General features: G+C 68.0%; 25 protein-coding genes. 10 read left to right on the top strand and 15 right to left on the bottom strand.

The genetic code is table 11. The features are described 5' to 3' along the window. Window positions 1-163 precede the first annotated feature (163 nt). The 4 genes from groL to ABD260_RS10275 form a co-directional block, all read right to left on the bottom strand. Window positions 164-1789 (bottom strand): chaperonin GroEL, encoded by a 1626-nt coding sequence (groL, locus tag ABD260_RS10290; RefSeq protein ID WP_344233161.1) that lies wholly within the window; start codon window positions 1787-1789, stop codon window positions 164-166. Between the two features lie 247 nt (window positions 1790-2036). After that, window positions 2037-2372 carry an MmcQ/YjbR family DNA-binding protein gene (locus ABD260_RS10285; protein ID WP_344233159.1) on the bottom strand — a complete coding sequence of 112 codons (336 nt, stop codon included), beginning with the start codon at window positions 2370-2372 and terminating at the stop codon, window positions 2037-2039. Between the two features lie 39 nt (window positions 2373-2411). Next, entirely contained in the window at window positions 2412-3242 is an 831-nt protein-coding gene (locus ABD260_RS10280; RefSeq protein ID WP_344233158.1) for a PASTA domain-containing protein, read from the bottom strand. Next, entirely contained in the window at window positions 3239-3730 is a 492-nt protein-coding gene (locus tag ABD260_RS10275; RefSeq protein WP_344233157.1) for a SigE family RNA polymerase sigma factor, read from the bottom strand. The genes ABD260_RS10280 and ABD260_RS10275 overlap by 4 nt, the downstream gene beginning before the upstream one ends. A 129-nt stretch (window positions 3731-3859) precedes the next feature. Between ABD260_RS10275 and ABD260_RS10270 the strand changes: the two genes are divergently transcribed. Beyond that, window positions 3860-4207 carry a PspC domain-containing protein gene (locus ABD260_RS10270; protein ID WP_344233156.1) on the top strand — a complete coding sequence of 116 codons (348 nt, stop codon included), beginning with the start codon at window positions 3860-3862 and terminating at the stop codon, window positions 4205-4207. An 81-nt stretch (window positions 4208-4288) separates the two neighbouring features. On the opposite strand, the gene ABD260_RS10265 is transcribed toward ABD260_RS10270, so the two are convergent. Next, the gene (locus ABD260_RS10265) at window positions 4289-5254 is read right to left on the bottom strand and encodes a glycerophosphodiester phosphodiesterase (protein ID WP_344233155.1); all 966 of its coding nucleotides are present in this window, start codon (window positions 5252-5254) and stop codon (window positions 4289-4291) included. Between the two features lie 133 nt (window positions 5255-5387). On the opposite strand from ABD260_RS10265, the gene ABD260_RS10260 reads away from it, so the two are divergent. Then, complete coding sequence (locus ABD260_RS10260) at window positions 5388-7145, top strand: ABC transporter ATP-binding protein (RefSeq protein ID WP_344233154.1); 1758 nt, start codon at window positions 5388-5390, stop codon at window positions 7143-7145. Then, window positions 7142-8878 carry an ABC transporter ATP-binding protein gene (locus tag ABD260_RS10255; protein ID WP_344233153.1) on the top strand — a complete coding sequence of 579 codons (1737 nt, stop codon included), beginning with the start codon at window positions 7142-7144 and terminating at the stop codon, window positions 8876-8878. The genes ABD260_RS10260 and ABD260_RS10255 overlap by 4 nt, the downstream gene beginning before the upstream one ends. A 55-nt stretch (window positions 8879-8933) precedes the next feature. Here ABD260_RS10255 and ABD260_RS10250 read toward each other — a convergent pair whose 3' ends face one another. Continuing rightward, complete coding sequence (locus ABD260_RS10250) at window positions 8934-9476, bottom strand: rRNA adenine N-6-methyltransferase family protein (protein ID WP_344233152.1); 543 nt, start codon at window positions 9474-9476, stop codon at window positions 8934-8936. Window positions 9477-9625: 149 nt separating this feature from the next. On the opposite strand from ABD260_RS10250, the gene map reads away from it, so the two are divergent. From map to ABD260_RS10230, 4 genes are all read left to right on the top strand, one after another. Continuing rightward, window positions 9626-10393: a type I methionyl aminopeptidase gene (gene map / locus ABD260_RS10245; RefSeq protein ID WP_344233151.1), complete on the top strand. Its 768-nt coding sequence runs from the start codon at window positions 9626-9628 to the stop codon at window positions 10391-10393. A gap of 791 nt (window positions 10394-11184) precedes the next feature. Continuing rightward, a complete protein-coding gene (locus tag ABD260_RS10240; protein ID WP_344233150.1) occupies window positions 11185-12156 on the top strand; it encodes a hypothetical protein in 972 nt (323 codons plus the stop codon). Further along, complete coding sequence (locus ABD260_RS10235) at window positions 12153-12752, top strand: hypothetical protein (protein ID WP_344233149.1); 600 nt, start codon at window positions 12153-12155, stop codon at window positions 12750-12752. The genes ABD260_RS10240 and ABD260_RS10235 overlap by 4 nt, the downstream gene beginning before the upstream one ends. Before the next feature lie 133 nt (window positions 12753-12885). Beyond that, window positions 12886-13479 carry a hypothetical protein gene (locus ABD260_RS10230; RefSeq protein WP_344233148.1) on the top strand — a complete coding sequence of 198 codons (594 nt, stop codon included), beginning with the start codon at window positions 12886-12888 and terminating at the stop codon, window positions 13477-13479. Between the two features lie 17 nt (window positions 13480-13496). Here the strand turns inward: ABD260_RS10230 and ABD260_RS10225 are convergent, their stop codons facing one another. Together ABD260_RS10225 and ABD260_RS10220 are read right to left on the bottom strand one after the other, a co-directional pair. Further along, entirely contained in the window at window positions 13497-14531 is a 1035-nt protein-coding gene (locus ABD260_RS10225) for an Rv2578c family radical SAM protein (RefSeq protein WP_344233147.1), read from the bottom strand. Window positions 14532-14569: 38 nt separating this feature from the next. Further along, a complete protein-coding gene (locus ABD260_RS10220) occupies window positions 14570-15403 on the bottom strand; it encodes an SDR family oxidoreductase (RefSeq protein WP_344233146.1) in 834 nt (277 codons plus the stop codon). 70 nt (window positions 15404-15473) lie between these two features. Between ABD260_RS10220 and ABD260_RS10215 the strand changes: the two genes are divergently transcribed. Further along, window positions 15474-16253 (top strand): TetR/AcrR family transcriptional regulator, encoded by a 780-nt coding sequence (locus ABD260_RS10215; protein ID WP_344233145.1) that lies wholly within the window; start codon window positions 15474-15476, stop codon window positions 16251-16253. Here the strand turns inward: ABD260_RS10215 and ABD260_RS10210 are convergent. The 4 genes from ABD260_RS10210 to bioD all read right to left on the bottom strand — a co-directional run bounded on the left by ABD260_RS10210 (window position 16250) and on the right by bioD (window position 20635). Further along, window positions 16250-17254 carry an ArsR/SmtB family transcription factor gene (locus ABD260_RS10210; RefSeq protein ID WP_344233144.1) on the bottom strand — a complete coding sequence of 335 codons (1005 nt, stop codon included), beginning with the start codon at window positions 17252-17254 and terminating at the stop codon, window positions 16250-16252. The two genes, ABD260_RS10215 and ABD260_RS10210, sit on opposite strands and share 4 nt — an antisense overlap. A 69-nt stretch (window positions 17255-17323) precedes the next feature. Further along, entirely contained in the window at window positions 17324-18886 is a 1563-nt protein-coding gene (gene guaA, locus ABD260_RS10205; RefSeq protein WP_425553314.1) for a glutamine-hydrolyzing GMP synthase, read from the bottom strand. A 22-nt stretch (window positions 18887-18908) separates the two neighbouring features. After that, window positions 18909-19973, bottom strand: a complete 1065-nt coding sequence (locus ABD260_RS10200) for a cytochrome P450 family protein (RefSeq protein ID WP_344233143.1) — start codon at window positions 19971-19973, stop codon at window positions 18909-18911. Then, window positions 19970-20635 (bottom strand): dethiobiotin synthase, encoded by a 666-nt coding sequence (gene bioD / locus ABD260_RS10195; protein ID WP_344233142.1) that lies wholly within the window; start codon window positions 20633-20635, stop codon window positions 19970-19972. The genes ABD260_RS10200 and bioD overlap by 4 nt, the downstream gene beginning before the upstream one ends. A gap of 116 nt (window positions 20636-20751) precedes the next feature. On the opposite strand from bioD, the gene ABD260_RS10190 reads away from it, so the two are divergent. Next, window positions 20752-21378: a response regulator transcription factor gene (locus tag ABD260_RS10190; protein ID WP_344233141.1), complete on the top strand. Its 627-nt coding sequence runs from the start codon at window positions 20752-20754 to the stop codon at window positions 21376-21378. Between the two features lie 4 nt (window positions 21379-21382). On the opposite strand, the gene ABD260_RS10185 is transcribed toward ABD260_RS10190, so the two are convergent. After that, complete coding sequence (locus tag ABD260_RS10185) at window positions 21383-22735, bottom strand: COG1470 family protein (RefSeq protein ID WP_344233140.1); 1353 nt, start codon at window positions 22733-22735, stop codon at window positions 21383-21385. A 174-nt stretch (window positions 22736-22909) separates the two neighbouring features. Between ABD260_RS10185 and ABD260_RS10180 the strand changes: the two genes are divergently transcribed. Next, window positions 22910-25318: a choice-of-anchor D domain-containing protein gene (locus ABD260_RS10180; RefSeq protein WP_344233139.1), complete on the top strand. Its 2409-nt coding sequence runs from the start codon at window positions 22910-22912 to the stop codon at window positions 25316-25318. Here the strand turns inward: ABD260_RS10180 and ABD260_RS10175 are convergent. Both ABD260_RS10175 and ABD260_RS10170 read right to left on the bottom strand, forming a co-directional pair. Next, window positions 25302-25856: a phage tail protein gene (locus tag ABD260_RS10175; RefSeq protein ID WP_344233138.1), complete on the bottom strand. Its 555-nt coding sequence runs from the start codon at window positions 25854-25856 to the stop codon at window positions 25302-25304. The two genes, ABD260_RS10180 and ABD260_RS10175, sit on opposite strands and share 17 nt — an antisense overlap. 18 nt (window positions 25857-25874) lie before the next feature. Continuing rightward, on the bottom strand, window positions 25875-26732 hold the full coding sequence (locus tag ABD260_RS10170; protein WP_344233137.1) for an NADase-type glycan-binding domain-containing protein: 858 nt from the start codon (window positions 26730-26732) through the stop codon (window positions 25875-25877). Between the last annotated feature and the right edge of the window lie 222 nt (window positions 26733-26954).

Below are 26954 nucleotides of genomic sequence, written 5' to 3'. Positions count from 1 at the left end.
CCACCCCACAACAAGAGTGGATATCCACCGCTCTTGTGGGTCCTCCACCCGTATACCGGTGGAGAACCCACCACGCCGGTGGATATCCACTCTTGTGGTGCGGCGGGCATGCAAAAGGTCCCGGGCCGTGGGGCCCGGGACCTTTTGCTGTCGGACTACTGGATCAGAAGTCCATGCCGCCCATGTCGGGCGCGCCGCCCGGAGCGGCCGGAGCCTTCTCCGGCTTGTCGGCGATGACGGCCTCGGTGGTGAGGAACAGGGCCGCGATGGACGCCGCGTTCTGCAGCGCCGAGCGCGTCACCTTGGCCGGGTCGATGATGCCGGTGGCGATCAGGTCCACGTACTCACCGGTCGCGGCGTTCAGACCGTGACCCGGCTCGAGGTTGCGAACCTTCTCCACCACGACGCCACCCTCGAGGCCGGCGTTCACGGCGATCTGCTTCAGCGGGGCCTCGACGGCCTGGCGCACGATCTGCGCACCGGTCGCCTCGTCACCCTCGAGCTCCAGCTTCTCGAACGCCGCCACGGACGCCTGCAGCAGCGCGACGCCACCACCGGCGACGATGCCCTCCTCGACGGCCGCCTTCGCGTTGCGAACGGCGTCCTCGATGCGGTGCTTGCGCTCCTTCAGCTCGACCTCGGTGGCCGCGCCGACCTTGATCACCGCAACGCCACCGGCCAGCTTGGCCAGCCGCTCCTGCAGCTTCTCGCGGTCGTAGTCGGAGTCCGACTTCTCGATCTCGGCCCGGATCTGGTTCACCCGGCCGGCGATCTGGTCCGCGTCGCCCTCGCCCTCGACGATGGTCGTCTCGTCCTTGGTGACGACGATCTTGCGGGCCTGGCCGAGCAGCTCCAGATCGACCGAGTCCAGCTTCAGACCGACCTCCTCGGAGATCACCTCGCCGCCGGTGAGGACGGCGATGTCGACCAGCATGGCCTTGCGGCGGTCACCGAAGCCCGGCGCCTTGACGGCGACGGCCTTGAAGGTGCCCTTGATCTTGTTGACGACCAGGGTGGCCAGCGCCTCGCCCTCGATGTCCTCGGCGATGATGGCCAGCGGCTTGCCGGTCTGCATGACCTTCTCCAGCACCGGGACCAGGTCCTTGATGCTCGAGATCTTGCTGTTCACGATCAGGATGTACGGGTCGTCGAGGACCGCTTCCATCCGCTCCGTGTCGGTCACGAAGTACGGCGAGATGTAGCCCTTGTCGAAGCGCATACCCTCGGTGAGCTCGAGCTCGAGGCCGAAGGTGTTGCTCTCCTCGACGGTGATGACGCCTTCCTTGCCGACCTTGTCCATCGCCTCGGCGATGATCTGGCCGACCTGGTTGTCCGCCGCCGAGATGGACGCGGTCGACGCGATCTGCTCGCGGGTCTCGACGTCCTTGGCCAGCTTGAGCAGCTGCTCGCTGACCGCCTCGGTGGCCTTCTCGATGCCCTTCTTCAGGCCCATCGGGTTGGCGCCGGCGGCGACGTTGCGCAGCCCCTCGCGGACGAGGGCCTGGGCCAGCACGGTGGCGGTGGTCGTACCGTCACCCGCGACGTCGTCGGTCTTCTTGGCAACTTCCTTGACGAGCTCGGCCCCGATCTTCTCGTACGGGTCCTCGAGCTCGATCTCCTTGGCGATGGAGACGCCGTCGTTGGTGATCGTGGGGGCGCCCCACTTCTTCTCCAGCACGACGTTGCGGCCCTTCGGGCCGAGCGTCACCTTGACGGCGTCGGCGAGGGTGTTCATTCCCCGCTCGAGGCCGCGGCGCGCCTCTTCATCGAAAGCAATCAGCTTGGGCATTCTCCGCGAGTCCTCCCGCGTCGAGTCTTTGTGGTTCAGCCGGCTCCGATGCCCGCGACGGACGGCACCAGGTCGCGACGCTCATGTCCCGCCACGCTCCGGCACCTCATCGAGGCCGTCTTCTTGCGCACACTCCGGCGAGCCGAGCAGTTATCACTCTCACCCGTGGAGTGCTAACCAAGTATTAGCACTCGCCCCACCCGAGTGCAAGCCAGCCCCCAACCCAACCCCGGCGCGGGCCGCCCCGTCACGCGGTCAGCTGGGCGATCAGGTACTTGGGGGCGGTCAGCCGCCAGGCTTCGGTGATGAGTTCCTGGAGCTCGTCCGGATCGGCCTTGGCCAGGTCGATCTCCAGCCAGGCGAAGCGGCCGCCGGCCCAGGACGGGGTGAAGACGTCCGGATTCTCCGCGACCAGCGCCTCCTGCTCCTCGCGGAGCGCCTTCAGGTGCATCCGGACCTGATCCTGGGACAGGTACGCGAAGCTCTTGTTGCGGACCTTGAAGACCGGCTGCCCGGCCCAGCCCTCGTGCTCCTCCGCCCCCGGCAGACCATTCATCACCTTCACCACCGCCGCCACGTCCATACCCGGGACGCTAACCACCCCCACCGACAGTTTCCGGGCTCAGCCGGCCACAGTCATTGTCACCGTCGAGCCAGGCCGCAGCATCGTGCCCGGAGCGGGCGAGACACCGAGGATCGTTCCGCGCGGGTAGCCGGGCGATTTCCGCGACTCGTACTTCGCCTTCAGGCCGAGCGCGAGCAGCTCCGCGGCGTACGCCTGGCTCTCCAGCTTCGGCGCCTTGAGGTCGAGCACCTGATAACCGGGTACGCCGGCCTGGTCCTTCACGATCCGGATCGACGCCAGCAGTCGATCGACCTCCGCGGCACCGGTCGACGACTCAGCCCGGAACCAGACGCCCATCGACCGGATCACTACGGTTCCCGTACAGGTCCGCACTGACGACTGGGGCTGCGCCACCAAACAGACACCCCGCTGCCGTTCGGCGCGTACGCCGTCGATGATGAACGTCTCGTCGGCCTGGAATTCCGTACTGGGTGGGTCGTTGTGCACCGCGACGCTCTCGAGCCCGCTGCGACGGTAGGCGAAGCAGCACCGCGCGGCACTGGGATCGTCGATCTGTACGGTGTCCTGCTGCGGCGTACCGCACATGCTGCGGTTGGTGGGCCAGTCGGCCGGTACGGCGATCGCAGCATGCCCGAAGCCGACCAACCGGGTCGGCGGGGCAGCGGGAGCAACAGAGGCACGGGAGCCAAGCTGCACACCCACGCCGATCACAACAGCAGCGGCAACCACCACGGCCGTACCGCATGCTCCCAGCATGCGACGGCGCCGCCGGCGGGCACCTGTGTGTAGCGCCGCTAGTGGGGGCGCGCTGACAGCAGTCCGGTCGGCGGTGCGCTCCAGGAGCTGGGTCAGGTTCGATTCGTTCATTGGGATGCTCGCAGTTCTGCCAGATGTGAGTCCTTCGCCAGGGCCTTCACCGCACGGGACAGCCGGCTTTTGACGGTGCCGGTCGCCACACCGAGCGCTGATGCCATCTGCTGCTCACTCAAGTGCGCGTAGTACCGCAGGACGACAGCAGTGCGCTGGTCTGCCGGTAGCCGGTCGAGTGCCCGCATCACTGCATCGGTGTCGTCCACGACAGCCGTCTCGTCAGCACCAGCAGTCTCCGGAAGGGTCGCGGACGGCAGCTCACCGTGCCAGCGGCGCTTCCGCGCGGAGCGGAAGCAGTTGATCAGTACGCGGTGTACGTACGCATCCCGGTCCTCAGCCACCCGCACCCGGTTCCACTTGAGCAGACAGCGCTCCAGGGCCGTCTGGACCAGGTCCTCGGCCTCGGCCGGTCTGCACCCGAACAGAACCGCCGACCGGACCAGTGTGGGCCAGCGTGCGGTGACGTACTCAGCGAAGTCGTCCATGTCCCTCCTCACCCCTAGAGACAGGCTCGTGGGTCGTGGGGCTTCCACGGAAGTCGTCAGGGGCGGGTCAGGGGTGGGTCGGTGCCGATCCGGATGTGGTGCGGGGTGCTCAGACGGGACAGTAGAGCCATGACGAACTCCAACGCACCGTTCCAGAACCTCTCCGGCAAGATCCTCCGGCGGTCCGCCAACCAGCGGATGCTCTCGGGTGTCTCCGGTGGCATCGCCGAGTACCTGAACGTCGACGTGACGCTGGTACGGCTCGGCTGGGTCGGCCTGACGCTGATCACCGGTGGTGCCGCCATGATCGGGTACGCGGTCGCCTGGATCGTGATTCCCGAGTCCGACGGCAAGGCCGTGTGGCAGAACGTTCAGCAGTCGGTCAACCACCCGCAGAACACGACCGAGAACGACATCGCCTCCCGCATCTACGACGACACCAGCAACAACACCGGCACCAAGCCCCCGGCGGCGTGACAACCACTGCGCCGGCACCAGGCGCAGCACCCCTAGCCACCCAGGCGGGGTGACCACAGCAAGCGGTCACCCCGCTGCGGCTCACACGTTGAGCGCAGCGCTTCGCAGCACAGCGACAGCCTGATCAGGGTGGTCAGCGAAGATGCCCTGTAGCCCCAGTGCGGCGAACCGGGTGACTTCAGTAGCGAAATCAGTAGCAGTAGGCAGGAAGCGCCGCTCCGCCCGGAACGTCCACGCCTGTACGGCCAGTCCGGCGCGATGTGCCTGATCGACCAGTCGGGTCGGCTCCCCCAGACACCCGTCAGCAGTACGCGGAATCACCAGGTCCTTGTGCAGTGCGAGCACCTGCGCGTACGTGGCGATCTCCCGCAGGCCGGACGGTGCCATGAGATCGGCGTACGAGCGGCCGTCACCAGTACGCAGGAAGTCGTTCGGCGCGCTCTCCGAGTCGATCAGCTGCACCAGCGGTACCCGTGCCATCACCGCCAGCCGACGCAGACTGGTCGGTTCGAACGACTGCACCATGATCTCGTCCGCGCGTAGCCCCAGCGCCACGATCCGCTCGGCCAGCAACTCCTCCAGAGGCAGACCGAGCCGCCGGAAGTACGCCGGGTGCTTGAGCTCGGGGATGACCCCGATCGGCCGCCCGAGCCGCGCCGACTCGCGCCGGGCCAGCGCCACCACCTCGTCGAAGGTCGGTACCTCCTCCAGCCCGTCGTACGCCGTGTTGCTCGCCCGCAGCGCCGGCATCCGCTCCTTGGCCCGCAGCGTCCGCAGCTCCGCGTACGTGAAGTCCTCCACGAACCAGCCGGTAACCGCGGTACCGTCGACGATCTTGGTGATCTTCCGGTCCGCGAACACCGGGTGATCGGCCACGTCGGTCGTACTGGAGATCTCGTTCTCGTGCCGGCAGACCAGGACGCCGTCCAGCGTGGCGACCAGGTCCGGCTCCAGGTAGTCGGCGCCCTGCACCGCTGCCAGCCGGTAGGCGGCCGATGTGTGTTCCGGGCGGTAGCCACTCGCTCCCCGATGCGCGATCACCAACATGATTCCAGGACAGGGGCCGCAGATTGCCCGGCGGGAACCCGTTGCCCAACGCAAGGTGAAGCTCTACCGACCGTCACCGTCACGACTAATTCGCATGCGAACTGTCCGTGCCGAGACCTAGCCTGAGGAGGCCATGAGACAACTCCCGCTCGCCTATCCCGGCGTCCCGAACCATCGCTCGCCGGCCCGCTACCTGTGGTGGGTCGCCCGCGGGCAGGCCCGCACGCTCATCGGCGGGATGGCCTTCGGCATCCTGTGGATGGGCGCGCAGGCGTTCATCCCGGCGATCCTCGGCCGGGCCATCGACGAGGGCGTCGCGGCCGGCGACGGCAAGCGGTTGCTGCAGTGGACCGCCCTGCTGTTCGCGGTCGGCGTGGTGCAGGCGGTCGCCGGCATCATGCGGCACCGGTTCGCGGTCACCAACTGGCTCACCGCCGCGTACCGGACGGTTCAGGTGATCACCCGGAAGTCCGCGGACCTGGGTGCGACGCTGCCGAAGCACCTGGCCACCGGAGAGGTGGTCAGCGTCGGCGCGGGCGACCTGTCGTACATCGGCAACCTGATGGAGATCTCGGCCCGGTTCGCGGGCTCGATCGTGGCGTTCTTCGTGGTCGCGGTGATCCTGCTGTCGTCGTCGCCCGTGCTCGGCCTGGTGGTGCTGATCGGTGTACCGGTGATGCTCTTCTGCCTCGGCCCGATGCTCCGGCCGCTGCACCGGCGCCAGTCCGCCCAGCGCGAGGCGGTCGGCGAGCTGAACTCGCTGGGTTCCGACATCGTCGCCGGTCTGCGCGTGCTGCGCGGCATCGGCGGCGAGGAGTCGTTCTCCCGGCGGTATCGGACCGAGTCACAGCAGGTCCGGAAGGCTGGTGTGCGGGTAGCCGGCATCCAGTCGGTGCTGGACGCCGCCCAGGTGCTGCTACCGGGCATCTTCGTCGTGCTGGTGGTCGGCCTGGGCGCGCACTTCGCTCTGCGCGGCCAGCTCAGCCCGGGGTCGCTGGTCGCCTTCTACGGGTACGCAACGTTCTTGGTGCTGCCGCTCCGGACAGCAACCGAGTTCGCCAACCAGCTCATGCGCGGTCTGGTCGCGGCCGGTCGAGTGAATCGGGTGCTGAGGCTCAAGCCGGACATCACCGAGCCGGAGCAGCCAGTGCGGCTGCCGGAAGCCGGTGACCTGGTCGATCCGGTGTCCGGCGTACGTGCACGGGACGGTCTGCTCACGGCGATCGTCTCCGCCGAGCCGGACAGCTATGCAGTGCTGGCCGATCGCCTGGGTCGCTACGACGACTCCAGCGAAGTTCGGTACGGCGGTGTGACGCTGGCCAGTGCGACACGCGCTGACGTACGGGAGCGGATCCTGGTGAGTGACACCAGCTCCCAGCTGTTCACCGGCCCGCTGCGTACTGAGCTGGACCCGGCGGGCCGACGCACTGACGAGGAACTGCTGACAGCGATGCGTACGGCGTCCGCCGAGGATGTACTAGTTGCCCTGCCGGACGGACTGGACTCAGAGGTCGAGGAGAAGGGCCGCTCGTTCTCCGGTGGACAACGGCAACGACTGGTGCTCGTCCGCGCTCTCCTTGCTGACCCGTCTGTACTGGTGCTGGTCGAGCCGACGTCAGCTGTCGACGCCCACACCGAGGCGCGGATCGCGGAGCGGTTGCGAGAGCACCGGGCCGGCCGCAGCACGGTGGTACTGACCGCCAGCCCCCTGCTGCTGGACCGGGTTGACGAGGTGATCTTCGTCGACGGCGGACGGGTGGCAGCGGTCGGCGGGCACCGCGAGCTGCTCGACGCCAACCCGCGGTACCGCCGGACCGTGACCCGCCAGACCGAAGACGAGACAGCAGACCAGGCAGCAGACCAGAGCAAGGAAGAGGAGGCCCTGCGATGAGACAGATCCTGCCCGTCGCCGGGCCGGCCGAGATCCGGCGGCATGCACGCCGGCTGGCGCGACGGCATCCGCGTACGCTGCTGGCCGCCATGCTGCTGCACGCGCTAGCGGCGGTGAGCGGTCTGGCGGCGCCGCGACTGATCGGTGACCTGGTCCAGAACGTGCAGCACGGCACGACCGCCGCCAAGGTCAACCTGGTCATCGCGGTGATCGCCGTCTTCATCGTCGCGCAGTCGCTGCTGACGCGATGGGCGCGGTTCAAGTCGTTCGCGCTGGGCGAGCAGGTGCTGGCCGAGCTGCGGGAGGAGTTCGTCGACAACGCGCTCGCCCTGCCGATCGGCACAGTCGAGCGAGCCGGTACGGGTGACCTGCTGTCGCGGACGTCGCGGGACGTCGACACGCTGTCGCGGACGGTGCGGTTCGCCGTACCGGAGACGATCATCGCGTTCGTCACCGTGATCTTCACGGCGGTTGCGACGCTGCTGGTCGGTGTCTGGGTGCTGGTGCCGCTGGTGGCGATGGTTCCGTTGCTCTGGCTGAGTACGAAGTGGTACTTGCGGCGCGCCAAGGACGGTTACCTGCGGGAGAACGCGGCGTACGCGCAGATGACCAGTTCGCTCGCCGAGACGGTCGAAGGGGCACGGACGGTCGAGGCGCTGCGGCGGTTCGACGATCGCGTACGTCGTGGCGACGCGGACATCCGCGGCTCGTACAACGCCGAGCGGTACACGCTGTTCCTGCGCACGGTGTACTTCCCGGCCGCCGAGCTGGGGTACCTGGTGCCCGTGGTCGGCACGCTGCTCTTCGGCGGCTGGCTGCACATCAACGGCCACGTTTCACTCGGCGCGGTGACAGCTGCTGTTCTGTACGTGAATCAGCTGATCGACCCGGTTGACCGACTGCTCTCCTGGCTGGACGAGCTCCAGTCCGGTGGTGCGGCGTTCGCGCGACTGCTGGGAATCAGCGATGTACCGGACGACCGCACACCCTCTGGCCGTACGCCCGATGGTGAGCTGGTTGAAGCACGTGACGTCCGGTTCTCGTACGTGGACGGGCGGGACGTACTGCACGGTGTCGATCTCACCATCGCACCAGGCGAACGGATCGCCATGGTCGGACCGTCCGGTGCGGGTAAGTCGACGCTGGGCCGACTGGTTGCCGGAATCCATCCGCCACGCACTGGTTCGGTGACAGTGGGCGGCGTGGGGATGACGGACCTGCCACTGGATGAGCTGCGTAAGCAGGTTGCTCTGGTGACGCAGGAGCACCACGTCTTCGTTGGCACGCTGCGGGACAACCTGTCGATGGCACGTCCGTCGGCGACAGACGACGAGCTACTCGACGCCCTCAGTGCAGTGGATGCCCGCGAGTGGGCCGAGGCGCTGCCTGATGGTCTGGACACCAGAGTGGGTTCGGGGCAGCTGTCACTGACGCCCGCGCAGGCGCAGCAGCTCGCACTGGCTCGGTTGGTGCTGGCTGATCCGCACACGCTCGTACTGGACGAGGCGACGTCGCTGATCGACCCACGGGCCGCACGGCACATGGAGCGCTCCCTGGCCGGCGTACTGGAGGGGCGGACTGTCATCGCGATCGCGCACCGGTTGTACACCGCGCACGACGCGGACCGGGTCGCGGTAGTGGAGGACGGGCGCATCTCGGAGCTCGGTAGTCATGACGAGTTGGTGGCGCGCAAAGGCTCGTACGCCGCGCTGTGGAACTCCTGGCACGGCTGAGACACGCAGAACCCCCTGCCGGTCACCTCTGACCGGCAGGGGGTTCGCTCCGTTTTCAGCGTTTGCGCAGTACCAGGACTGCTGAGTCGACATGTGGAGGCGGGGTGAATGCCTTGCGGGGAAGGCGAAGCCCGATCGAAGGGTCGTAGTGACGGAACCACCGGTTCGCGCCCGGAGCATCGCCGCGTACCCACCGATTCGCCACCTGCCGCTGCAGCACGAGATCCGCTGACACCAGGCGGGTACCCGGCGCCAGCAGGCGCTTCAGCAACAAGGTGGAGATGTTGTACGGCGGACTCGACACCACCCGGAACGGCCGCGACGGCAACCGAAGGTCACCGGCATCGGCGCGGACCACCGTCACCGGTTCGTCCGCGAACCGCCGGCGCAACCGGTCGGCCCGGCCGGGGTGGAGTTCGACAGCGATGACCCGTGCACCGGCCCGGACCAGCGGCGCGGTCAGCGCGCCCAGTCCGGCTCCGACGTCGAGGACGAGTTCGCCGGGTTCGACCCCGGCGGCGTCCACGACGCGTTGGGCCCAGCGACTATCGAGCGGATGCCATCCCCAGGCACCCCTCGCCTGCCCGGAGGCGGGCACGACGGACCATCACGAAGTACGTAATCATGCGCCGACCCTAAACGGCCGGACAGTGTGGGCTCAAAGCATTTTTCCGCGTACCCGTGGTGATCGTCGCCGGACCGGCGTGATAGAAGTACCGGTATAACTATCCCAGGAGTCGAGGCATCATGGTCGAGTTGAAAACGCCCGCGCAGATCGAACAGATGCGGGCCGCCGGGCGGGTGGTCGCCAACGCACTGGCGGCAGTGAAGAAGGCAGCCGCCGTCGGCGTCTCGTTGCTGGAGCTCGACGAGGTCGCGCGGGACGTGCTGCGTTCGGCCGGTGCGGTCTCGACGTTCGACGGGTACCAGCCCGGGTTCGCGCCGGCGCCGTTCCGGGGCGTGATCTGTACGTCGGTGAACGACGCCGTACTGCACGGGTTGCCGTCCGATCTTCGCTTGCAGGACGGCGATCTGCTCAACGTCGACTGTGGTGCTTCCGTCGACGGCTGGTGCGCCGACGCCGCGACCAGCTTCTGCGTCGGTACGCCCCGGCCCGCCGACCTGGAGCTGATCGCCACCACCGAGCGAGCGCTCGCCGCCGGCATCGCGGCCGCGGTCGACGGCGGCCGGATCACCGACATCGGCGCCGCGATCGGCCACATCGGCACCCAAGCCGGCCTCGGCACCAACCTCGACTTCGGCGGCCACGGCATCGGCCGCCGCATGCACGAAGACCCCCACCTCGCCAACGGCGGCCGCCCCGGCCGCGGCCTCAAACTCCGCACCGGCCACGTCTTCGCCATCGAACCCTGGTTCTGGACCGGCCCCAGCTCCACCTACCGCATCGACCCCGACGGCTGGACCCTCCGCTCCACCGACCAATCCCGAGGCGCCCACGCCGAACACACCGTCGCCATCACCCCCACCGGCCCCCAAATCCTCACCCTCCCCTGACCGACCCTTGCCAACAGCAACCACCCGAACGTTCCCCTGCGCTCACCCCCGGGTACGCGCTGGTGCACGCACTTGCCTCCTCGACCAACAACTGACTGTGGTCACCGCATCACCGCCTGCAGTACGGTGCTGACTGACCCAGTCCCTTCGGAGAGGCGCCGGCCATGAGCGAACTACGCCCAAGACCCAGCGCCCCCGACCCGCCACACCCCAATCACGACCACCCCACCAACCCCCAACCCACCCTTGACGAACGAGCCGACCACGCCACCCACACTGACGACACCATCGCCAGGCTGGCCTACACGTCACCCCGCAGATCACCCGAACCTGAACCGCACCACCCGGGCGACCGTCGGCACCCACGTACGCCGAACGCAGACTCACCCGAACCACCAAACAAACCAGAACACCCCAGGCCAAACACCCCCGAAGCCACCCGCGAGACTCACCACGACCGCCCCCACCCCCACCTACCACCAAAGCTCTATGCCCAGATGGCAGCCAACGCGGTCTTCTCCCGCGACGGCTGGGGCCAACCACCGCAAGACGCCACAAACACCCAGCCAGACGCCGACGCGGCACTCCGATCAGACGCCAAGACAGACGTCGCGGCCCGTCCAGGCAGCGAGACAGATGCTGGTGTGGCGGCCCGACCAAGCACCAAAGCACCGTCCGAAGTGGCCGTCCGACGAGACGAAGATGCTGAGGCACCCGACCGAGCAGACGCCGGGACCGACCGCCGTCGAGCTCCGGAGAGCGGGGGCGCCAGTGCGGACAGTCCAGCGGACGTGGTGGCAGACAAGGGCGTGCACGACCGGACAGACGCCGCACCAGATCACAGCCCGGACAGCCAAGCGGACACCGAGACAGACCGGCCGAACGACACCGAGCGAGAACGCCACCAAGACACTCACGACACCCGGCCAGGTCCTCCACCGGCAAACCGGCCCGACGGGGCGCTCACGGCACTCACTGAAGACCCCCGCGAAGGCGCCGACATCCCCATCAGACAAGGCGACTCCAGCACCGAACAGGCCGACCATCCGCCACCCACAGCACACCCGAACTCCGATGCCGACACTCTCGAGGGGTCACCCGCCCACACCGCACCCCACCCCAAGCCCGAAGCACCCCATGCTGCAAAGGGCGCAGCCGAACGCACCGAGCTCGAACACCAGCACGAAACCCCGGACAAACCAGACCACGAGTTCGTCGAGGACGCCGACCCACAGGACATGGCCGCGTACCGCCGAATCCGAGAAACAGACGACGTAGACGCCGTCGCAGCGAACTCCGGGTTCCCGCGCGAGGTGATCAAGGTCGCCAAGGACAATCTCTTCCTCCGCCAGCACGACGTCGCAGTACAGCCGGGTGTGACCAGGCACGCGTATTTCACGCCGGACGCGATTTACAGCGATCTCTGGGACCGGGCCGCCTCAGGAGCCAGCATGACTGACAAGCAGGAGGCGCAGTTCTGGTCGCTGGTCGCACATGAGTACGTTGAGGCCAAACTGATGGAGGCAGGTCTGCCGTACCTGTCGGCCGAACCGGATGCATGGGACGAATACTTGATACCAAAGGTCACAAGGGAGCATCCGGCCGCGCATGTCATCGCGCCACGGAGCACGCAGTCGGCGTACAAAGACCTGCTCGTGCACTGGGAGAACCTTCGTATTTCAAAGGGCGAGCTACAGGTGGCGCAGGATCTGTCGAACCTGGACGAAGTGGTCCGGGTGGCGAAGAAGGAGCTGGGGTTGTGACGGATATGCAGGCGGGTGAGCGGTTGTTGGCGCGGCTGTTGGCGGCGCAGTGGGACGACGAAGAGGCCGAACAGTTGCATTTCGGGGCGCGGCGGCGGCTGGCTAGTGAGTTCTTTCGGCGGAAGGCGGTGTGGGCGGATGCGTTGGGCATTACCCGGCTGTGGCCGTTCGCGGACATTGCGTTGGCGTTTGATCCGGCGACGGAAACCGATCCGGCGTGGTTGGAGCGGTTGGAGGCCGGGGTCGGCCGTGAACTGCTCCCGGCCGTTCGGAAAGTCGTGACGGACATGTTCCGCTGGCAATCGCTCGGCGAACGCCCCTACGAGCGGTTTCCTGAGTTCGATGATCCGTACGAGCCGATGGTGCAGGTTTTCGAGCTTGGCGGTGAGTTCATGCCGGGCCAAGGCGGGATCGACATCTACATCGGCCCGGTGCCGTACCTTGACCTCGCTGCCCGGTTGGCGCAACCGCCGATCCCGATCGATCCGGCAACCTTGGCCGCATTGGACGAAACGGACCGCGCCGAGGTCGAGCGGGCACGGACGGCGCAACGCGAACAACAGTGGTCCGGTAGGCCAGACGCATCTACAAGCTGAACACTGCGAGCGCACGTACGAGCTGGATGCTCTTGGCAGAAGCCTTCTGGCGTATCAGACGACGGTTCACCCGGTGCACAGGTGGGCAACGAAGCCGATGTGGTGGTTTGAGGCATGAAGAGCGCGGTGAGTTGTGACGGATGCAGCGGCGGGTGAGCGGTTGTTGGCGCGGTTGGTCGCGGCGAGGTGGGATGACAGCGAGGCGGAATTGCTGCATGAGACCTCGCGGCGCCACCTCGCGAGCGAGTACTTCCGGCGGAAGGCACTGTGGGCGAACGCGCTCGGGGTGACGCACCTGTGGCAGTTCGCTGACATCGCCTTGGCGTTCGACCCCTCGATGGAAACCGACCCGACCTGGCTGGAAAGACTGGACGCCGCAGTCGGCCGTCCGCTCCTGCTCCCCGTCCGCAAGGTCGTGATCGACATGTTCCGCTGGGCGTCGCTGGGCAACCGGCCATACGAGCGATTCCCCGACCTCGATGACCCATACGAACCCATGGTGCAAGTTCTTGAACGCGGTGGTGAGTTCCTGCCAGGTCAGGCCGGCATCGAACTCCCCATTGCCAGCGTCTCGTACGGCCAACTCGCCAACCGCTTGGTACAACCACCATTCGCAATCGATGCCGCCACCCTGGCCAGACTCGACGAGAAAGACCGGATCGAACTCGAGCAAGCACGAGCACGGATCGCACAACGTGAGCGGCAGAGCGGTGAACGGTTGGAGTAGGTACCCAGAGGATCGGGCTAGAAGAGGGCTTGTTGGATTGGGCGGGGGTTGCGGGGGGCGTGGGTGGGGTGCATGCCGGAAATGGGTTCGGAGCGGTGGGAGGCGGCTCCGGTGAAGCCGTGTTTGGCTTGTAGGGGGTGGAGTTTGGATTCGAAGGACTTGCGGAAGCTGGGGGCGGCGTAGGAGCCGTGAGCGTAGAGGGATTCGTAGCGGGCGACCAGTTCGGGGTGGTCTCGGGAGAGCCATTGCATGAACCAGGGCTTGACGCCGGGGCGTAGGTGGAGGAGGAGGGTGGTTACGCCGGTGGCGCCGGCCTCGGACAGTTGGGTGAAGAGGTGGTCCAGTTGGTCGGTGGAGTCGGTGAGCCAGGGGAGGACGGGGGCGACCATCACGCCGCACGGGAGACCGGCGGCGCGGATGGTGCGGATCAGGTCGAGGCGGCCGCGGACGGAAGGTACGCCGGGTTCGAGGCTTCGGCGGAGCTCCTCGTCGCCGAGGGCCAGCGACAGGGCGATGCCGACGGACACCTGGGAAGACGCGGCGGACAACAGGCCGAGGTCGCGGCGGAGCAGGGTTCCCTTGGTGAGGATGGACAGGGGTGTGCCGGAGGAGGCGAGCGCGTCGATGATTCCGGGCATCAGCTGGTACCGGCCCTCGGCGCGCTGATAGGGATCGGTATTGGTGCCCAGGGCAACCGGTTCGTGCGACCAGGACGGGCGGGCGAGCTCCCGGCGCAGGACCTCGACCACGTTGGTCTTCACCACGATCTGCCGGTCGAAGTCCTCCCCGGTGCCGAGTTCCAGGTACGTGTGCGTCGGCCGCGCAAAGCAGTACCGGCAAGCGTGCGTACACCCCCGGTACGGATTGACCGTCCAATTGAACGGCAACGCACTGCCGGGTACGGAGTTCAGCGCCGACCGTGCCACCACCTCATGAAACGTGACGCCCTTGAACTCGGGCGTAGTCACCGACCGCACCAACCCAGCGATCGCCCCAAGCCCCGGTAGCGCCCCCTCGACCTCCGCATCGATCCGCTGCCCGGCCCACCTCATGCCATACAGTCGAACACATGTTCAGATAAGATGCAACCTCACTGAAAGGCAGCCGCGTTCGCGTACGCCCACTCCCTGTACGTGACCGCCGGCCGCCCGGTCAACTCCGCAACAGCAGGCTCCGGCTTCATGTGGTACTCCGACATCATCCGGAACCCGTCCAGCAACCACTGCGCCGTCTCCAACCCGATCGCCGGCGCCATGCTGTCCAAGTACTCGTCCGGCGTCAGCTCCTCGAAGCGCACCGGTCGCCCGATCGCCTCAGCGACGTACGCGACCTGCTCCGGCGCGGTCAGCGCCTCCGGTCCACTCATCGTGATCTTCCGACCGTTGAACTCATCCGACAGCAGCACCACCCGAGCCACAGCGGCGATGTCGGCAAGGTCGATCGGCGTTTGGACGGCCCCCGCGTACGGCGCGCGCACCACGCCCTCCCTCTTGATCGACTCCGCCCAGCCGAGCGTGTTGTTCATGAACTGCCCAGGTCGTAGGAACGTCCAATCAAATCCACCCGCCTCGATCGCCCGCTCGATCCGGTGGTAGTGCCACGTCGACGGATCGCCCTGCGCTTCGTAGTCGGCCGGCTCGCCGGACAGTACGACCACCCGCCGTACGCCGGCCTCCTTCGCGTACCGCGCGAACTCCTCGACGTACGCGGGTAGCGGCGCGAGGTACACCGTGTCCACTCCGGCCAGCGCGGCCGGCAAGGTCGCGGGCTTCCCCAGGTACCCGCGCGCGACCTCGACGCCGGCCGGCAGCGCCGCCTTGGCCGGGTTGTTGGTGAGCGCCCGCACCGGTGCGCCCGCGGCGACCAACTCGTCCACCAGCAGCCGCCCCACGCTCCCGGTCGCGCCCGTCACCAAGATCGTCATGCCGTTCTCCCCTTCCGGTTGAATTCTCGTATGGTATACGAGAATTCGACTCAGCGCCTATCGTTGCCCTGTGAACAAGCAGCAGAGCGGCGCGGGGCAGCCGGACAGGACGCTGGCGCTGCTGTGGCGCAACCACCGCCCGGCAGCCGAGCCGGCCAGGAAGCGGGGCGCCGGGCGGCGGCCGTCGCTCGACCTGGACGATGTGGTGCTGACCGCCATCCGGCTGGCCGACGAACACGGGCTGGCCGCCGCGTCGATGGGCGGCGTCGCGAAGGAGCTCGGCGTCGGCACGATGACGCTCTACACGTACGTACCGTCCAAGGAGGAACTGCTCGACCTGATGGTCGACCAGGTGATGAGCGAGCGTGAGCTCCCCGGGCCGGGCGCGCGACCGGACGACTGGCGCGAGCAGATCGAGATCTACTCCGAGCAGACCCGCGCGATGTTCGGGCGGCATCTGTGGCTGTCGCAGATCTCGACGATCCGCCCGCCGGTCGGCCCGAGCATGCTGGCGGCCCGTGAGTATCTGCTGGCCGCGATGCTCGTCCTCGGCCTGAGCGCCGCCGAAACCAACACCGCCGCGCTCGCGATCACCACGTACATCGACTCCGCCGCCGGCCTCGAAGCCGAGAGCCGCCTGATCGAACGCACCACCGGCCAGGCCAACGACGCCTGGTGGCACGAGCGCAACGACCTGTGGGAAACGTACTTCGACGTCGAGCAGCACCCCGCGATGACGACGATCTGGAACGCGAAGGGCTACCAGTCCAGCACGCAGGAAGCCGCAGCGGAGTCGTACCGCTACGGCCTGGACCGCCTACTCGACGGCATCCAGGCCCAGAAGCATTAGGTACGCACACCAGCCAGCACGTCGGCACCCACCCGGTTCAACGTATGCCGAACCGAACTCCCAACCCGTTGCGTGGTAACCAGCCCAGTGTCATGCAGCACCCGCGCATGTTCACTGGCCGACGCAGGCGAGATCCCCGTACGAGCAGCCAACTCACTGGTCGAGCAGGCACCGTCCGAGATACAGGTCAGCACCTGTGCCCGCGTACGCCCCAGCAGCACTGCTACCGCGCGATCACGGTCCGGGCGGCGTACGACGACCTGAGCCGGATCGTGCTTGACCGGGTACACCAGCACCGGCGGCAGAGTCGGATCGAGCAGCATCATCGGGTACTTCCAGCAGAAGAACGATGGCACCAGCCGGAGCCCGCGGCCGTTCAGGTGCAGGTCGCGGTTGACGTGCGGCATGTCCACCGACAGCACCGGTGCGGCCCAGTCAAGCGAGGCATGCAGCTGCGGGATCAGCGACTCGAACCCGTCGTTCGCGACGATGCTGTTGTGCTGTGCGACAGCCGGTTCGATCGCTGTCGAGATCATCGGCAGCTGCGGCGCGATCTTGGTCCGGTGGAACGATCGCAGCCCGTGCACGAGCCGAGTCATCACTCCGGTGTCACCGGACGCGAGCCGGCGCGTCCAGTTCGGCAGCCGGACGCCATCCGACAACCGGCGCAGCTCCGACCTCAACTGGTTGGCCGGTGTCGCCGCGACCGCGGTCAGCCCGGCCTCGAGACCCTCCCCTGCCGCACGTGGCGTGAGGAAGTCCGGTGAGTACCCGACTGGTGGAGCCAGCGCGATCAGTTCCCGTTCCGGAACGCTCAGCCGACCCCGTACGCGCTCGCGCCAAGGCCCGTAGACCTCCGGCTCCTCGTCGCCCTGCAGCACGTGCAGGCCGAGCAGTACCTCCCACAACGGGTCCGGCCGCTGCGCGATCGTCGTCCGGGCCAGATCCGCACAATCGAAATGAATGCGGTACACCGCGATCCCCTCCCCCGAGGTAGTCACCCGTCGTAACCGACAGGCAACTCCCCGAAGGTACCAACCACCCGGGTCACTCCGGGTGATCGCCGGGGATCACTCCCACTCGATGGTGCCCGGGGGCTTGCTGGTGACGTCGAGGGTGACGCGGTTGACCTCGTCGACCTCGTTGGTGATCCGGGTGGAGATGCGTTCGATCACGTCGTACGGCAGCCGGGCCCAGTCGGCCGTCATCGCGTCCTCGCTGGTCACCGGGCGCAGGACGACCGGGTGCCCGTACGTGCGGCCGTCGCCCTGGACGCCGACCGAGCGGACGTCGGCGAGCAGCACCACCGGGAACTGCCAGATGTCGCGGTCCAGGCCGGCCGCGGTCAGCTCGTTGCGGGCGATCAGATCCGCGGCGCGGAGGATGTCCAGCCGCTCGCGGGTCACCTCGCCGATGATCCGGATGCTCAGCCCCGGCCCCGGGAACGGGTGCCGGTAGACCATCGTCTCGGGCAGGCCGAGCGCCAGCCCGAGCTCGCGGACCTCGTCCTTGAACAGCGTCCGCAGCGGCTCGATCAGGCTGAACTGCAGGTCGTCGGGCAGCCCGCCGACGTTGTGGTGCGACTTGATGTTCGCCGCGCCGGCGCCGCCGCCGGACTCGACCACATCCGGGTACAGGGTGCCCTGCACCAGGAACTCGATGTGCCGCTCGGCGTCCACCTTGCGCGCGGTCGCCTCGAAGGTACGGATGAACTCCCGGCCGACGATCTTCCGCTTCTGCTCCGGGTCGGTCACCCCGGCGAGCGCGGTCAGGAACTGGTCCTCGGCGTCGATCGCCTCCAGCCGGATCCCGATCGCGGCGACGAAGTCCTTCTCGATCTGCTCCGACTCACCCGCCCGCTGCAGGCCGTGATCGACGTACACGCAGGTCAGCTGGTCGCCGATCGCCTTGTGCACCAGGGCCGCCGCGACCGCGGAGTCGACCCCGCCGGACAGCGCGCACAGCACCTGCTTGTCGCCGACCTGCTCGCGGATCAGCGCGACCTGCTCGTCGACCACATTGGACGTCGTCCAGTCGCCGGTGCAGCCCGCGATCTCGTACAGGAAGTGTTCCAGCACTGCCTGCCCGGCCTGCGAGTGCAGCACCTCCGGGTGCCATTGCACGCCCGCGAGCTTGCGGTCCAGGTCCTCGAAGGCCGCCACCGGCGCGCCCTGGGACGCGGCCAGGACGGCGAACCCTGCCGGCGGCGCGTGCACCGCGTCACCGTGCGACATCCACACATTCAGTTCCTCGGGGATGTCCGCCAGCAGCGTGCCGGCCGCACTCACCGTGACCGGCGTCCGGCCGAACTCACGCAGCCCGGTCCGGCGTACGTCGCCGCCGAGCGTCTGCGCCATCGCCTGGAACCCGTAGCAGATCCCGAACGCCGGAACACCGGCCTCGAACAACCCGGAGTCGACCCGCGGCGCGCCCTCGGCGTACACCGACTGCGGGCCGCCGGACAGGATGATCGCCTTCGGGCGCTTCGCCAGCATCTCGTCGACCGGCATCGAGTGCGGAACGATCTCGGAGTACACGTTCGCCTCGCGCACGCGGCGCGCGATCAGCTGCGCGTACTGCGCGCCGAAGTCCACTACCAGGACAAGTTCATGCTGCGAAATAGCTTGGGCCACGAGCAGAGCCTAGCGTCGCGGGTCACTTATGCAGTAATGCAGTAACCAACAGCCGTTGCGGCGCCCGGAACGACAGCAGGTCGATCATCGGCGGGGTTTCCACCAGTCGCACATCGGTCAACAGGTCCTGCGCACATTCCAACGCGACCCGCGCCTCCAGCCGCGCCAGCCCGGCGCCCAGGCAGCGGTGCACACCGATCCCGAACGCCAGATCAGCCGGTCCGCCGTGCCCACTCAGTCCGAGCAACACCGGCGCCCCCTCCGGCAGTTCGGCGCCACCCACCGCGACCGGACAGGCAGTAACCCGCCGCCACGTCGGCACCGACGAGCTCTCCCGCAGCACCTCTTCGACGACCTCAACCGGCTCGTGGGTGGTGTGGGCCTCGATCACTCGCTGGAAGGCGGTCGAGATCAGCTGGGTGGTGGTCTCCTGTCCGGCGATCAACAGGAAGTACCCGACCGCGCACACCTCCTCGTCACTCAGCCCCAGCCCGACCAGTACGCCGAACAGGTCATCAGCTGGTGCAGTACGCGCCGCACTAGTACGCATCCGGAGCCAGCTGTAGAACTCGGCTGCACTATGTGCGAGCTCCAGTTGGCGATCCGCATCCGGTTGACCCCAGAAGAGCTCCAGCGAGTCCAGACTCCAGGCCTTCAACGCCGGTACGTCCACATCGGTCAGGCCAAGCAGGTGCAGTACGACGTACGCCGGTGGTTCCGCAGCGATCGCCTGTACCAGGTCGATCTGTTTTGCGTACGCGAGTTGTGCTTTCGCCGCATCCACCCGTACGGAGGTGAGCTCCCGCGCCAGCGGCTCAACCGCGGCGACCCGCGCCGGGCTGAAGAACCGCGCTACCGCGGCGCGGATCGCGCGGTGTGACTCTCCCGCGTTGTTGGCGAGTGTCGGCGGCAGGGCGAACCCCGCACCGGACAGGACCCGCAACGCCTTCACCGACAACGGTGTATGCGCCAGCACCGCGTTGTCCGGCCGAAACGTCCCCGGGTCCAGCAACACCTCACGCACCACAACCGGATCATCAACCACCCAGTACCCAAGCTCGCTGTCGAACCGAGCCGTTTCCGTCACTCGAACCATCCGGGTGCGGACGCCACGAATGCTTCCTGGCTCCACTCCCCGACCCCGGCCGGGATCCGCCCGATCACCGGCACCCCGGTCGTCGCCGGCAGGTCCTCCAGGTTGCACCGCTCGGCAAGGTCCGGCTCGGCCGGCCAGCTGCCGATCACCAGCCCCGCCACCGCCAGCTCCCGGGACCGCAGCGCCTCGACCGTCAGCCCGGCGTGGTTCAGCGTCCCCAGCCCGGCACGAGCGACGACCACGAACTTGAACGGCGTGGTCAGATACTCGGCGAGATCGGCCAGGTTGTTGCCATCGGCATCCAGCCCGACCAGCAGCCCACCGGCACCTTCGACGATGACGGTGTCCTTGGTCCGGGCCAGGTCCTCGATCAGCTTCGCCTGCGTCTCGACCGACGGCAGCGCCACCCCTTCACGACGCGCCGCGGTAGTCGCCGCCAACGGATCCCGCAGCCGCACCCCTTCATACCCGTCGGTGACCCCACTGAGCCGCGCCACGTCACTCAAATCCCCCGGCTCACCCGGCCCCACCCCAGTCTGAGCCGGCTTCACGACCGCCACCGACCCACCCGCAGCAGCCCGCACCGCAAGCGCCGCGGTGGTAACGGTCTTACCGACCCCGGTATCCGTACCAGTGACGATCAGAATGCGCATCACCCGAGTGTAAGTGCCGCCCCGGGACCACCCCGGGCCATCCTAGGGATTGACCCCAGGGTGCGCGACCGGCCGATCACGCACAGTGGTGACACCGCTCACCTGGGGAGGAAACGATGGGCCTGCGCGTACCCGTACATGTGTTCTCGAGTGATTCGATCTCCCGAGCCGGCCTGGAAAGCCAGCTCCGCTTCCAGCCGGACATCCACGTCGTCAACACCGAACAGCTGAGCAGCGAAGTGGTGGCGGTGGTCGCCACCGAAACCCCGGACCCGGCCACCCTCGAATGCGTAGCCGGCTTCCGCCGCCGCGGCGTCGACAAGGTCATCCTGGTGGTGGCGACGCTCAACGACGCCGACCTGATCGCGGTCATCGAGGCCGGGGTCTGCGCCCTGATCCGGCGCCACGAGGTCAGTACGGACCGGTTGACCACGCTGATCCGCCGGGCCGCGGCCGGTGAGTCCGAACTTCCGGCCGACCTGCTGACCCGGCTGTTCCGGCAGGTCTCACATATGCAGAACGACGTACTCACCCCGCGCGGACTGCGGCTGGCCGGACTGTCGCCACGGGAGAGCGCGATTCTCAAACTGGTCGCCGAGGGGTACGACACGGACGAAATCGCGACACAGCTCAGCTACTCGCCTCGAACCGTCAAGAACGTGCTGCATGGCATCACGACCCGGTTCCAGCTGCGGAACCGCTCGCACGCTGTGGCGTACGCGCTGAAGGAAGGACTGATCTGACGGCTCACGCCAGTTGACCGGAGAACGACACCGACGGAGTGCAGTGGTCGAAACCGGCACCGGGAGCTGTGCAGTTCACTGACACACCGACCGGCTGGCCCGGCGCGGCTGTGAGTGCTTCGAGGTAGTGGTAGTCCAGGTCACGGAAGTTGGCCAGTCCGGTTTCCAGTACGACGTTGCTGCCGATCAGTACGCGCAGGATGCCGGTGTCACCACGGGGGTTCTGCAGTACCAGGTCGGAGATCCGAATCGTCCGGCCGGCCGGTGCGGCGTACGTGAACGGCTGGAAGGAACCGTTGGTCACCGCCTTCGCCTGGGTTGCGATCCGGAAGCTCAGCGGCGCCGGAGCCGGTGCTGGTGTCTTTGCCGGCCCGGATGGCTTGGCGGATGCTTTCGGCTGACCTGGTGTTGAGGACGGTCCCGGTGACTTGGCAGGGGCGCTCGGAGTCAGAGCTGGGCTGGTCGGCTCGGATGCACTAGGCGACGTGACTCCGGCCGCCTGCTGCGCCACGGTCGCTGCCGCACCGGCCTTGCTCGCCTCGGTACTCGCCTTCGCTGCCGCCGACTCGGCCTGAGCGACCTGCTGCCTACTCTGCTCTGTCGCCACCGACTGCACCGCAGGCTTCAACAGGGCGTACCAGGCGCCGATCGCGGCGACCACCAGGACAACCGCCGCGGCCAGAGCCGGCAGCAACCACTTCGGCATCAGCTGTTCCTGTTGCACAACACCGGTGGTCGTGACCGGTTCGGCTCCTTCTGCCGGACTGGCCACCACCTCGAAGGGGAGCATCTTCGACTGACCACGCCAGAACCGCCGGTGCGGCGCCGCGGTCAGCTTCACCACGGTCGCAGTACCGGGTGCCGTGGTGATGACCGGATGCGCCGTCCCGAGCCGGAGGTCGTCCTCGGGATCGCGCAGGCCGATCGTGACCACGGTCTCCGCGTTCCCGAGGTTGTCGACCGCGAGCCGGAACTTGGCCCGCCGGCTGGCCCGGCGCTTGCCCAGGACCAGTTCAGCGGCAATCTCGCGGTACGGCGCGACCTCGACCGCCCCTTCGGTCACGACCGAGTCCTCCGGGTCCTCGCGGGAGCGGACCTTGATCCCGAACTCGTGCCGTCCGGCCGGAGCAACCGCGGACTTGGGCGGAGCGAACCGTACCGTCGCGGTGCCCGTGGTGCCGGGCATCAGGTTCATGCTGGTGGGTTCGACTGTCACCCACTCACCCGTCGTACCGACCAGCCCGAGCCCGAACTGGTCGACCAGCCGGCCGGTGTTCGTCACGGCCAACTCGCAACTGCCGGTCTCTCCTGGTACGACGGTCAGTGACGGGGCCGACAAGGTGACGGTGGCTGCCATGCGATCAGGGTCGCCGCACCGAAGCCCGGCCGGCAGCATCGGCGGGCTAACCCCGAGCGTCATGAACGTTGCCCGATCGGGCCGTTCGGAGCACCCGTTGGCTCCGGCCGATCGGGCACCCGCGCCGCGCGGCCCGAACCTACGATCGAGGCGCGCGACCGAGGGGAGACCGCCGTGAACCGACGAGCCTGGCGCTCGGTACCGGTGCTGCTGATCGTCCTGGCGCCGGCCGCCGCACTCGCTCCCGCGGCCGCGGTCTCGGCCGGTGTCACCGAGGTCGTCTCAAAAGGTGCCGGCGGCAACGAAACGGCCGGTGCGGCGAGTTCGCCGGCGGTGTCGGCCGACGGGAGTCAGGTCGCGTTCGAGTCGAAGGCCGCGCTCGATCCGGTGGTGCGGTCCGGTACGACGGACAACGTCTACGTCCGCGACCGGCGCGCGCCCGGACACACCGTACTGATCAGTCGCGCACTGCCGACGACGTACTTCGGATCCCGCGGCAATGCCGTACCGCTGCCTGCCGCCGCACTCGAACAGGGCGGGAACGACGACAGCGTCCATCCGGCGATCTCGGCGAACGGCCGGTACGTCGCCTTCGAAACAGTGGCCACGAACTTGCGCGACGGTTTCACCCAGCCCGTACGCCGAATCGTCCTTTGCGACCGCGATCCGGACAACGACGGGATCTTCGACGAGCTGGGGCCCGACGGCCTGATGGACTTCCGCTATCTCGACATCAGTGCGGCGCCGGAGGTGACCGGCTCTGACCCGGGTCTGTCCGGCGACGGGACGGTGATCGCGTGGCGCGAGACCTCGCCCGAGACTTCCGGCAGCACGGTAGTCGGTGCGCGGCTGGGTCTTGACGCGCAAGGACGGCCGCTGCCGGTCGATCCGCGGGCGTTCATCCGGCCCGAGACGACCGGTGAGGTCGGAGCGCCGGAGGTGTCGGCTGACGGGCAGCACCTCGTATTCACGATGGGGTCATGCCGGGCCCTGGCCGCGTGTTCGGATCCGATCGGGTCGGTGCAGGTGTACGACATCGGCAGCGACAGGCTGACCCGGGTCGACTACCTTCCCGATGGGAGCTTCTCCGGGTCGGCCGATCGTCCGGCGATCTCCGGGACCGGCCGGATGGTCGCGTATCAGCACTACCTTGCGCCGGCCGGTCCGACTGTCACGGTCGTGGTGGACCGGGATCCGGGCAACACCGGCCAACCGGGTCCCGCTACGCCCGTAGCCGCGTCGATCGCGTCGCGGGACACCGTGGGAAGACCGGCCGAGGGTACGTCGCCCGCGCTCTCGGCCGACGGCCGCTACCTGGCGTTCGAAAGCTCGGCCGACGGCATGCACAACGATGCCCAAGGCACCGAACGTACCGCGATCGTCGTCCGCGACCTGACCCTGGACGCGACCCGCGAACGATCCGCCCTGCCCCGGCTCCCTGGCGAACTCGGCTCGCCCGCCGCGGCCCCATGCTCGAACCAGGTCTGCCCAGCCACCGGACCGAGTACCTCACCCCGGCTCTCCGCGAATGGTTCCGTCCTGGTCTTCACCAGCGCCGGCGACGATCTGGTGACGCCGTCCTGCTGCGCCGGCGCAGTCTTCGCGCGCGTGTTCCAACCACGCGTCATCGGCTCGGCAACCAGCTTCGGTTCGGTCCAGGTCGGCGGTTCGGCGACCCGGGCGATCACCCTGCACCACTCCGGATTCGGCCCGATCGGCATCAGCTCGGTGAGCGTCACCGGCGATGCCGCCTTCGTACTCGGCAGCGCCGGTGACTGTCCGCGGACGATCCTGCACGAGGACGAGACTTGTACGGTGTCGATCGACTTCCGGCCGGCAACGCCCGGTACCGAGCATGCCGTAGTGCGGATCGTGCAGACAGACGGGACCACGGTCGACGTACCGCTGGACGGCGCGGCAATCCCCGTTCCGCCTGGTACGCCGCCGACACCTTCCGGGAATCTGGTGGTGACGCCGAACCCGATCGACTTCGGCGGGGATCAGCCGGCGCTGACGGTGGCCGGCACCCGGACCGTTCAGATCCGCAACGCCGCAACGATCCCGATCACCGTGTCGTCACTGACAGTCCAGGCCGGTCCGCAAACGACCGCGGCAGACTTCATCGTGGTCACGACGGACTGCGTTGCGCGTCAGCTGGTTCCGGGGACGTCGTGTACGGCCGTGCTTCGGGCAACGCCCCAATTACCAGGACCGCGATCGGGCGTACTGGTGGTCAGCACGAGCGATTCCGCGTACGCCAAGCAGGTGCCGCTGACGAGCCGGGCCGTTCAACCGATCCTGCTGGCGAACCCGGCCGTGGTCCGCGTCGGCCGAGTGACCATGCTGCACGGCCAAGGATTTCCACCCGGCCGGACGGTGACTGTCACGGGCACCGGAAACAGTACGCGCGCAGCAACAGATCGGAACGGGCAACTGATCATGCCGCTCCTGGTGCTCTCCCAATCGAGCGCGGGAACCTGGTCGATCGTCGCGTCGGTCGACGGCACGACTATCCGCACTCAGACCACAATCCTGGTCGTCCCAGGCAGCTATCAGCCACCGGACTTCACTGTGCGCCGGTGACGTCGCCGGGTGGTTGCTCGAGGTGGACTTCGTGGGTGACGTGCGCCGGCTTCGCGGCGGCAACTGCTGATGAGAGCGCGGCGAGCGTGATCGTGTTGCTGTAGGCAACGACAGTTACGTGCGGTACGGGCTGGGACTCGGGATGGTCGATCGGTTCGGCCGACCAGGTGACGCCGCCGGTGTCGGTGACGGCGATCTCGCCACCGGTCAGCAGCATCAGCTGCCGGCGCAGCCCCTCGACCGTGCCGCGGTCGCGATGCAGTTCGACCGAGCGGGAAAGCGCGGTGCGCTGGAGTTCGGCCGGCCAGGTTTCGTCGAGCTCCGCACCGACCCAGCCGGACAGCCAGCTGAGGAAGTCGGGTGGCGTCAGCGCGGGATCGACGTACGCCGCGAGACAGTCCAGCGCGCTGATCGCCGGGGCGATGAGCTCGTCGACGGCTTCGGTGAGGCGCATCAACAGTTCGTCTTCCTGCAGTACCGGTGGGAGCAGGGTCCCCAGCGGGTACGGGGTGTTCAGGCCGGTCGCCGTACCTCTCATCGCCATCTCCTCGTCCTTTCAGCCGATACCGAACAGTTCGATCTCCGATACGGCGAGGTCGCGGGCGCCTTGGGCCGGGTACACCGTGATCACCGTGATCGTGAACCGGTCGACACCGATGGCGTTGTGCAGCGCGAGTTCCTTCGGTTCGGGGCTGTCCGGGAAGGTGATCAGCTCGGATTTCTGGTTGGAGTACTTGAACTCGACCGTGGCGGGGCGTAGGTGCGCGGCGTAGTTGGCCGAGTCGCCGTTGCGGACAATAAGTTTGCGTAGGGCAACGGCGTGGTCCAGTTGGACGGTGAGTCTGGTGGTGACCTTCTCGCTCCAAGGGGCGGCCCAGGCGGTATTGCTGAAGGTGTCGAACGCGGCCTTCGGTGGGTGGCCGGGCGTGCTTGGGCCGGTGACCGCGGCCGGGCGGATCGGAGCCAGAGCGGAGTCGGCGGCGCCGCGGATCTTCTGCTCGACGTTGTGCGCCTGGCCGGTGACGTAGGTCCGCAGTGGTGGGTAGAACGCGGACAGCAGGGCGAACGTCACCAGGAGGATGCTGACCGCGGCGCGGAGCCTGCGGACCGTACTGGTGACCGCGCGCTTCGCCGGCCGGTCGCCGGGGCGTGCCGGGCGCGATCCTGCCGCCATGGTGCGCGGTCCGCGCCGGAGCCGCAGCCGGCGCCACCATCGGACCTTCACTACCTGCGCCGCGGCCAGGGATTCACCGCAGCGGCTGCAGAACTTGCGGGCCGGCGGGTTGCCGGTGCCGCATTCACCACAAATCAGGTCCCCGGGGCGTACTTTGCCGGCTGCCGGCGGCCGCCCAACCGGCACCCGGCGCGGCTGCACCACCTGCGGATTCACCTCGGGCACAAGATCCTTCGCCACCACCGGCACAACCAACTTCCCCACCGACGACGGAGGAGGAGGAGGAGGTGGGGCGACCGCGCGCGGTGCAGGGGGTGCGGCCGGTGCGGCCGGCGGTGCGGGAGGTGGTGGGGCGACCGGTGGTGGGGGAGGTGGTGGGGCGGCTGGGGTCGCTGTGGGTGGGGGCGAGGTTGTGGGCCGCGGAGGTGGGAGTGGTGGGCGTCCGGGTGGTGGCGGTGCTGG

Origin of the sequence: Kribbella hippodromi (genome assembly GCF_039531045.1) — a bacterium.
Lineage (GTDB): Bacteria > Actinomycetota > Actinomycetes > Propionibacteriales > Kribbellaceae > Kribbella > Kribbella hippodromi.
Note: the sequence above shows the minus strand (reverse complement) of the source record. Positions and strands in the feature narration are given on the sequence as shown.

Coding starts and splice junctions, on each gene's coding strand:
- groL (WP_344233161.1), bottom strand. CDS start 1,789: ATGCCCAAGCTGATTGCTTTCGATGAAGAGGCGCGCCGCGGCCTCGAG.
- ABD260_RS10285 (WP_344233159.1), bottom strand. CDS start 2,372: ATGGACGTGGCGGCGGTGGTGAAGGTGATGAATGGTCTGCCGGGGGCG.
- ABD260_RS10280 (WP_344233158.1), bottom strand. CDS start 3,242: ATGAACGAATCGAACCTGACCCAGCTCCTGGAGCGCACCGCCGACCGG.
- ABD260_RS10275 (WP_344233157.1), bottom strand. CDS start 3,730: ATGGACGACTTCGCTGAGTACGTCACCGCACGCTGGCCCACACTGGTC.
- ABD260_RS10270 (WP_344233156.1), top strand. CDS start 3,860: ATGACGAACTCCAACGCACCGTTCCAGAACCTCTCCGGCAAGATCCTC.
- ABD260_RS10265 (WP_344233155.1), bottom strand. CDS start 5,254: ATGTTGGTGATCGCGCATCGGGGAGCGAGTGGCTACCGCCCGGAACAC.
- ABD260_RS10260 (WP_344233154.1), top strand. CDS start 5,388: ATGAGACAACTCCCGCTCGCCTATCCCGGCGTCCCGAACCATCGCTCG.
- ABD260_RS10255 (WP_344233153.1), top strand. CDS start 7,142: ATGAGACAGATCCTGCCCGTCGCCGGGCCGGCCGAGATCCGGCGGCAT.
- map (WP_344233151.1), top strand. CDS start 9,626: ATGGTCGAGTTGAAAACGCCCGCGCAGATCGAACAGATGCGGGCCGCC.
- ABD260_RS10225 (WP_344233147.1), bottom strand. CDS start 14,531: ATGAGGTGGGCCGGGCAGCGGATCGATGCGGAGGTCGAGGGGGCGCTA.
- ABD260_RS10220 (WP_344233146.1), bottom strand. CDS start 15,403: ATGACGATCTTGGTGACGGGCGCGACCGGGAGCGTGGGGCGGCTGCTG.
- bioD (WP_344233142.1), bottom strand. CDS start 20,635: ATGCGCATTCTGATCGTCACTGGTACGGATACCGGGGTCGGTAAGACC.
- ABD260_RS10190 (WP_344233141.1), top strand. CDS start 20,752: ATGGGCCTGCGCGTACCCGTACATGTGTTCTCGAGTGATTCGATCTCC.
- ABD260_RS10185 (WP_344233140.1), bottom strand. CDS start 22,735: ATGGCAGCCACCGTCACCTTGTCGGCCCCGTCACTGACCGTCGTACCA.
- ABD260_RS10175 (WP_344233138.1), bottom strand. CDS start 25,856: ATGAGAGGTACGGCGACCGGCCTGAACACCCCGTACCCGCTGGGGACC.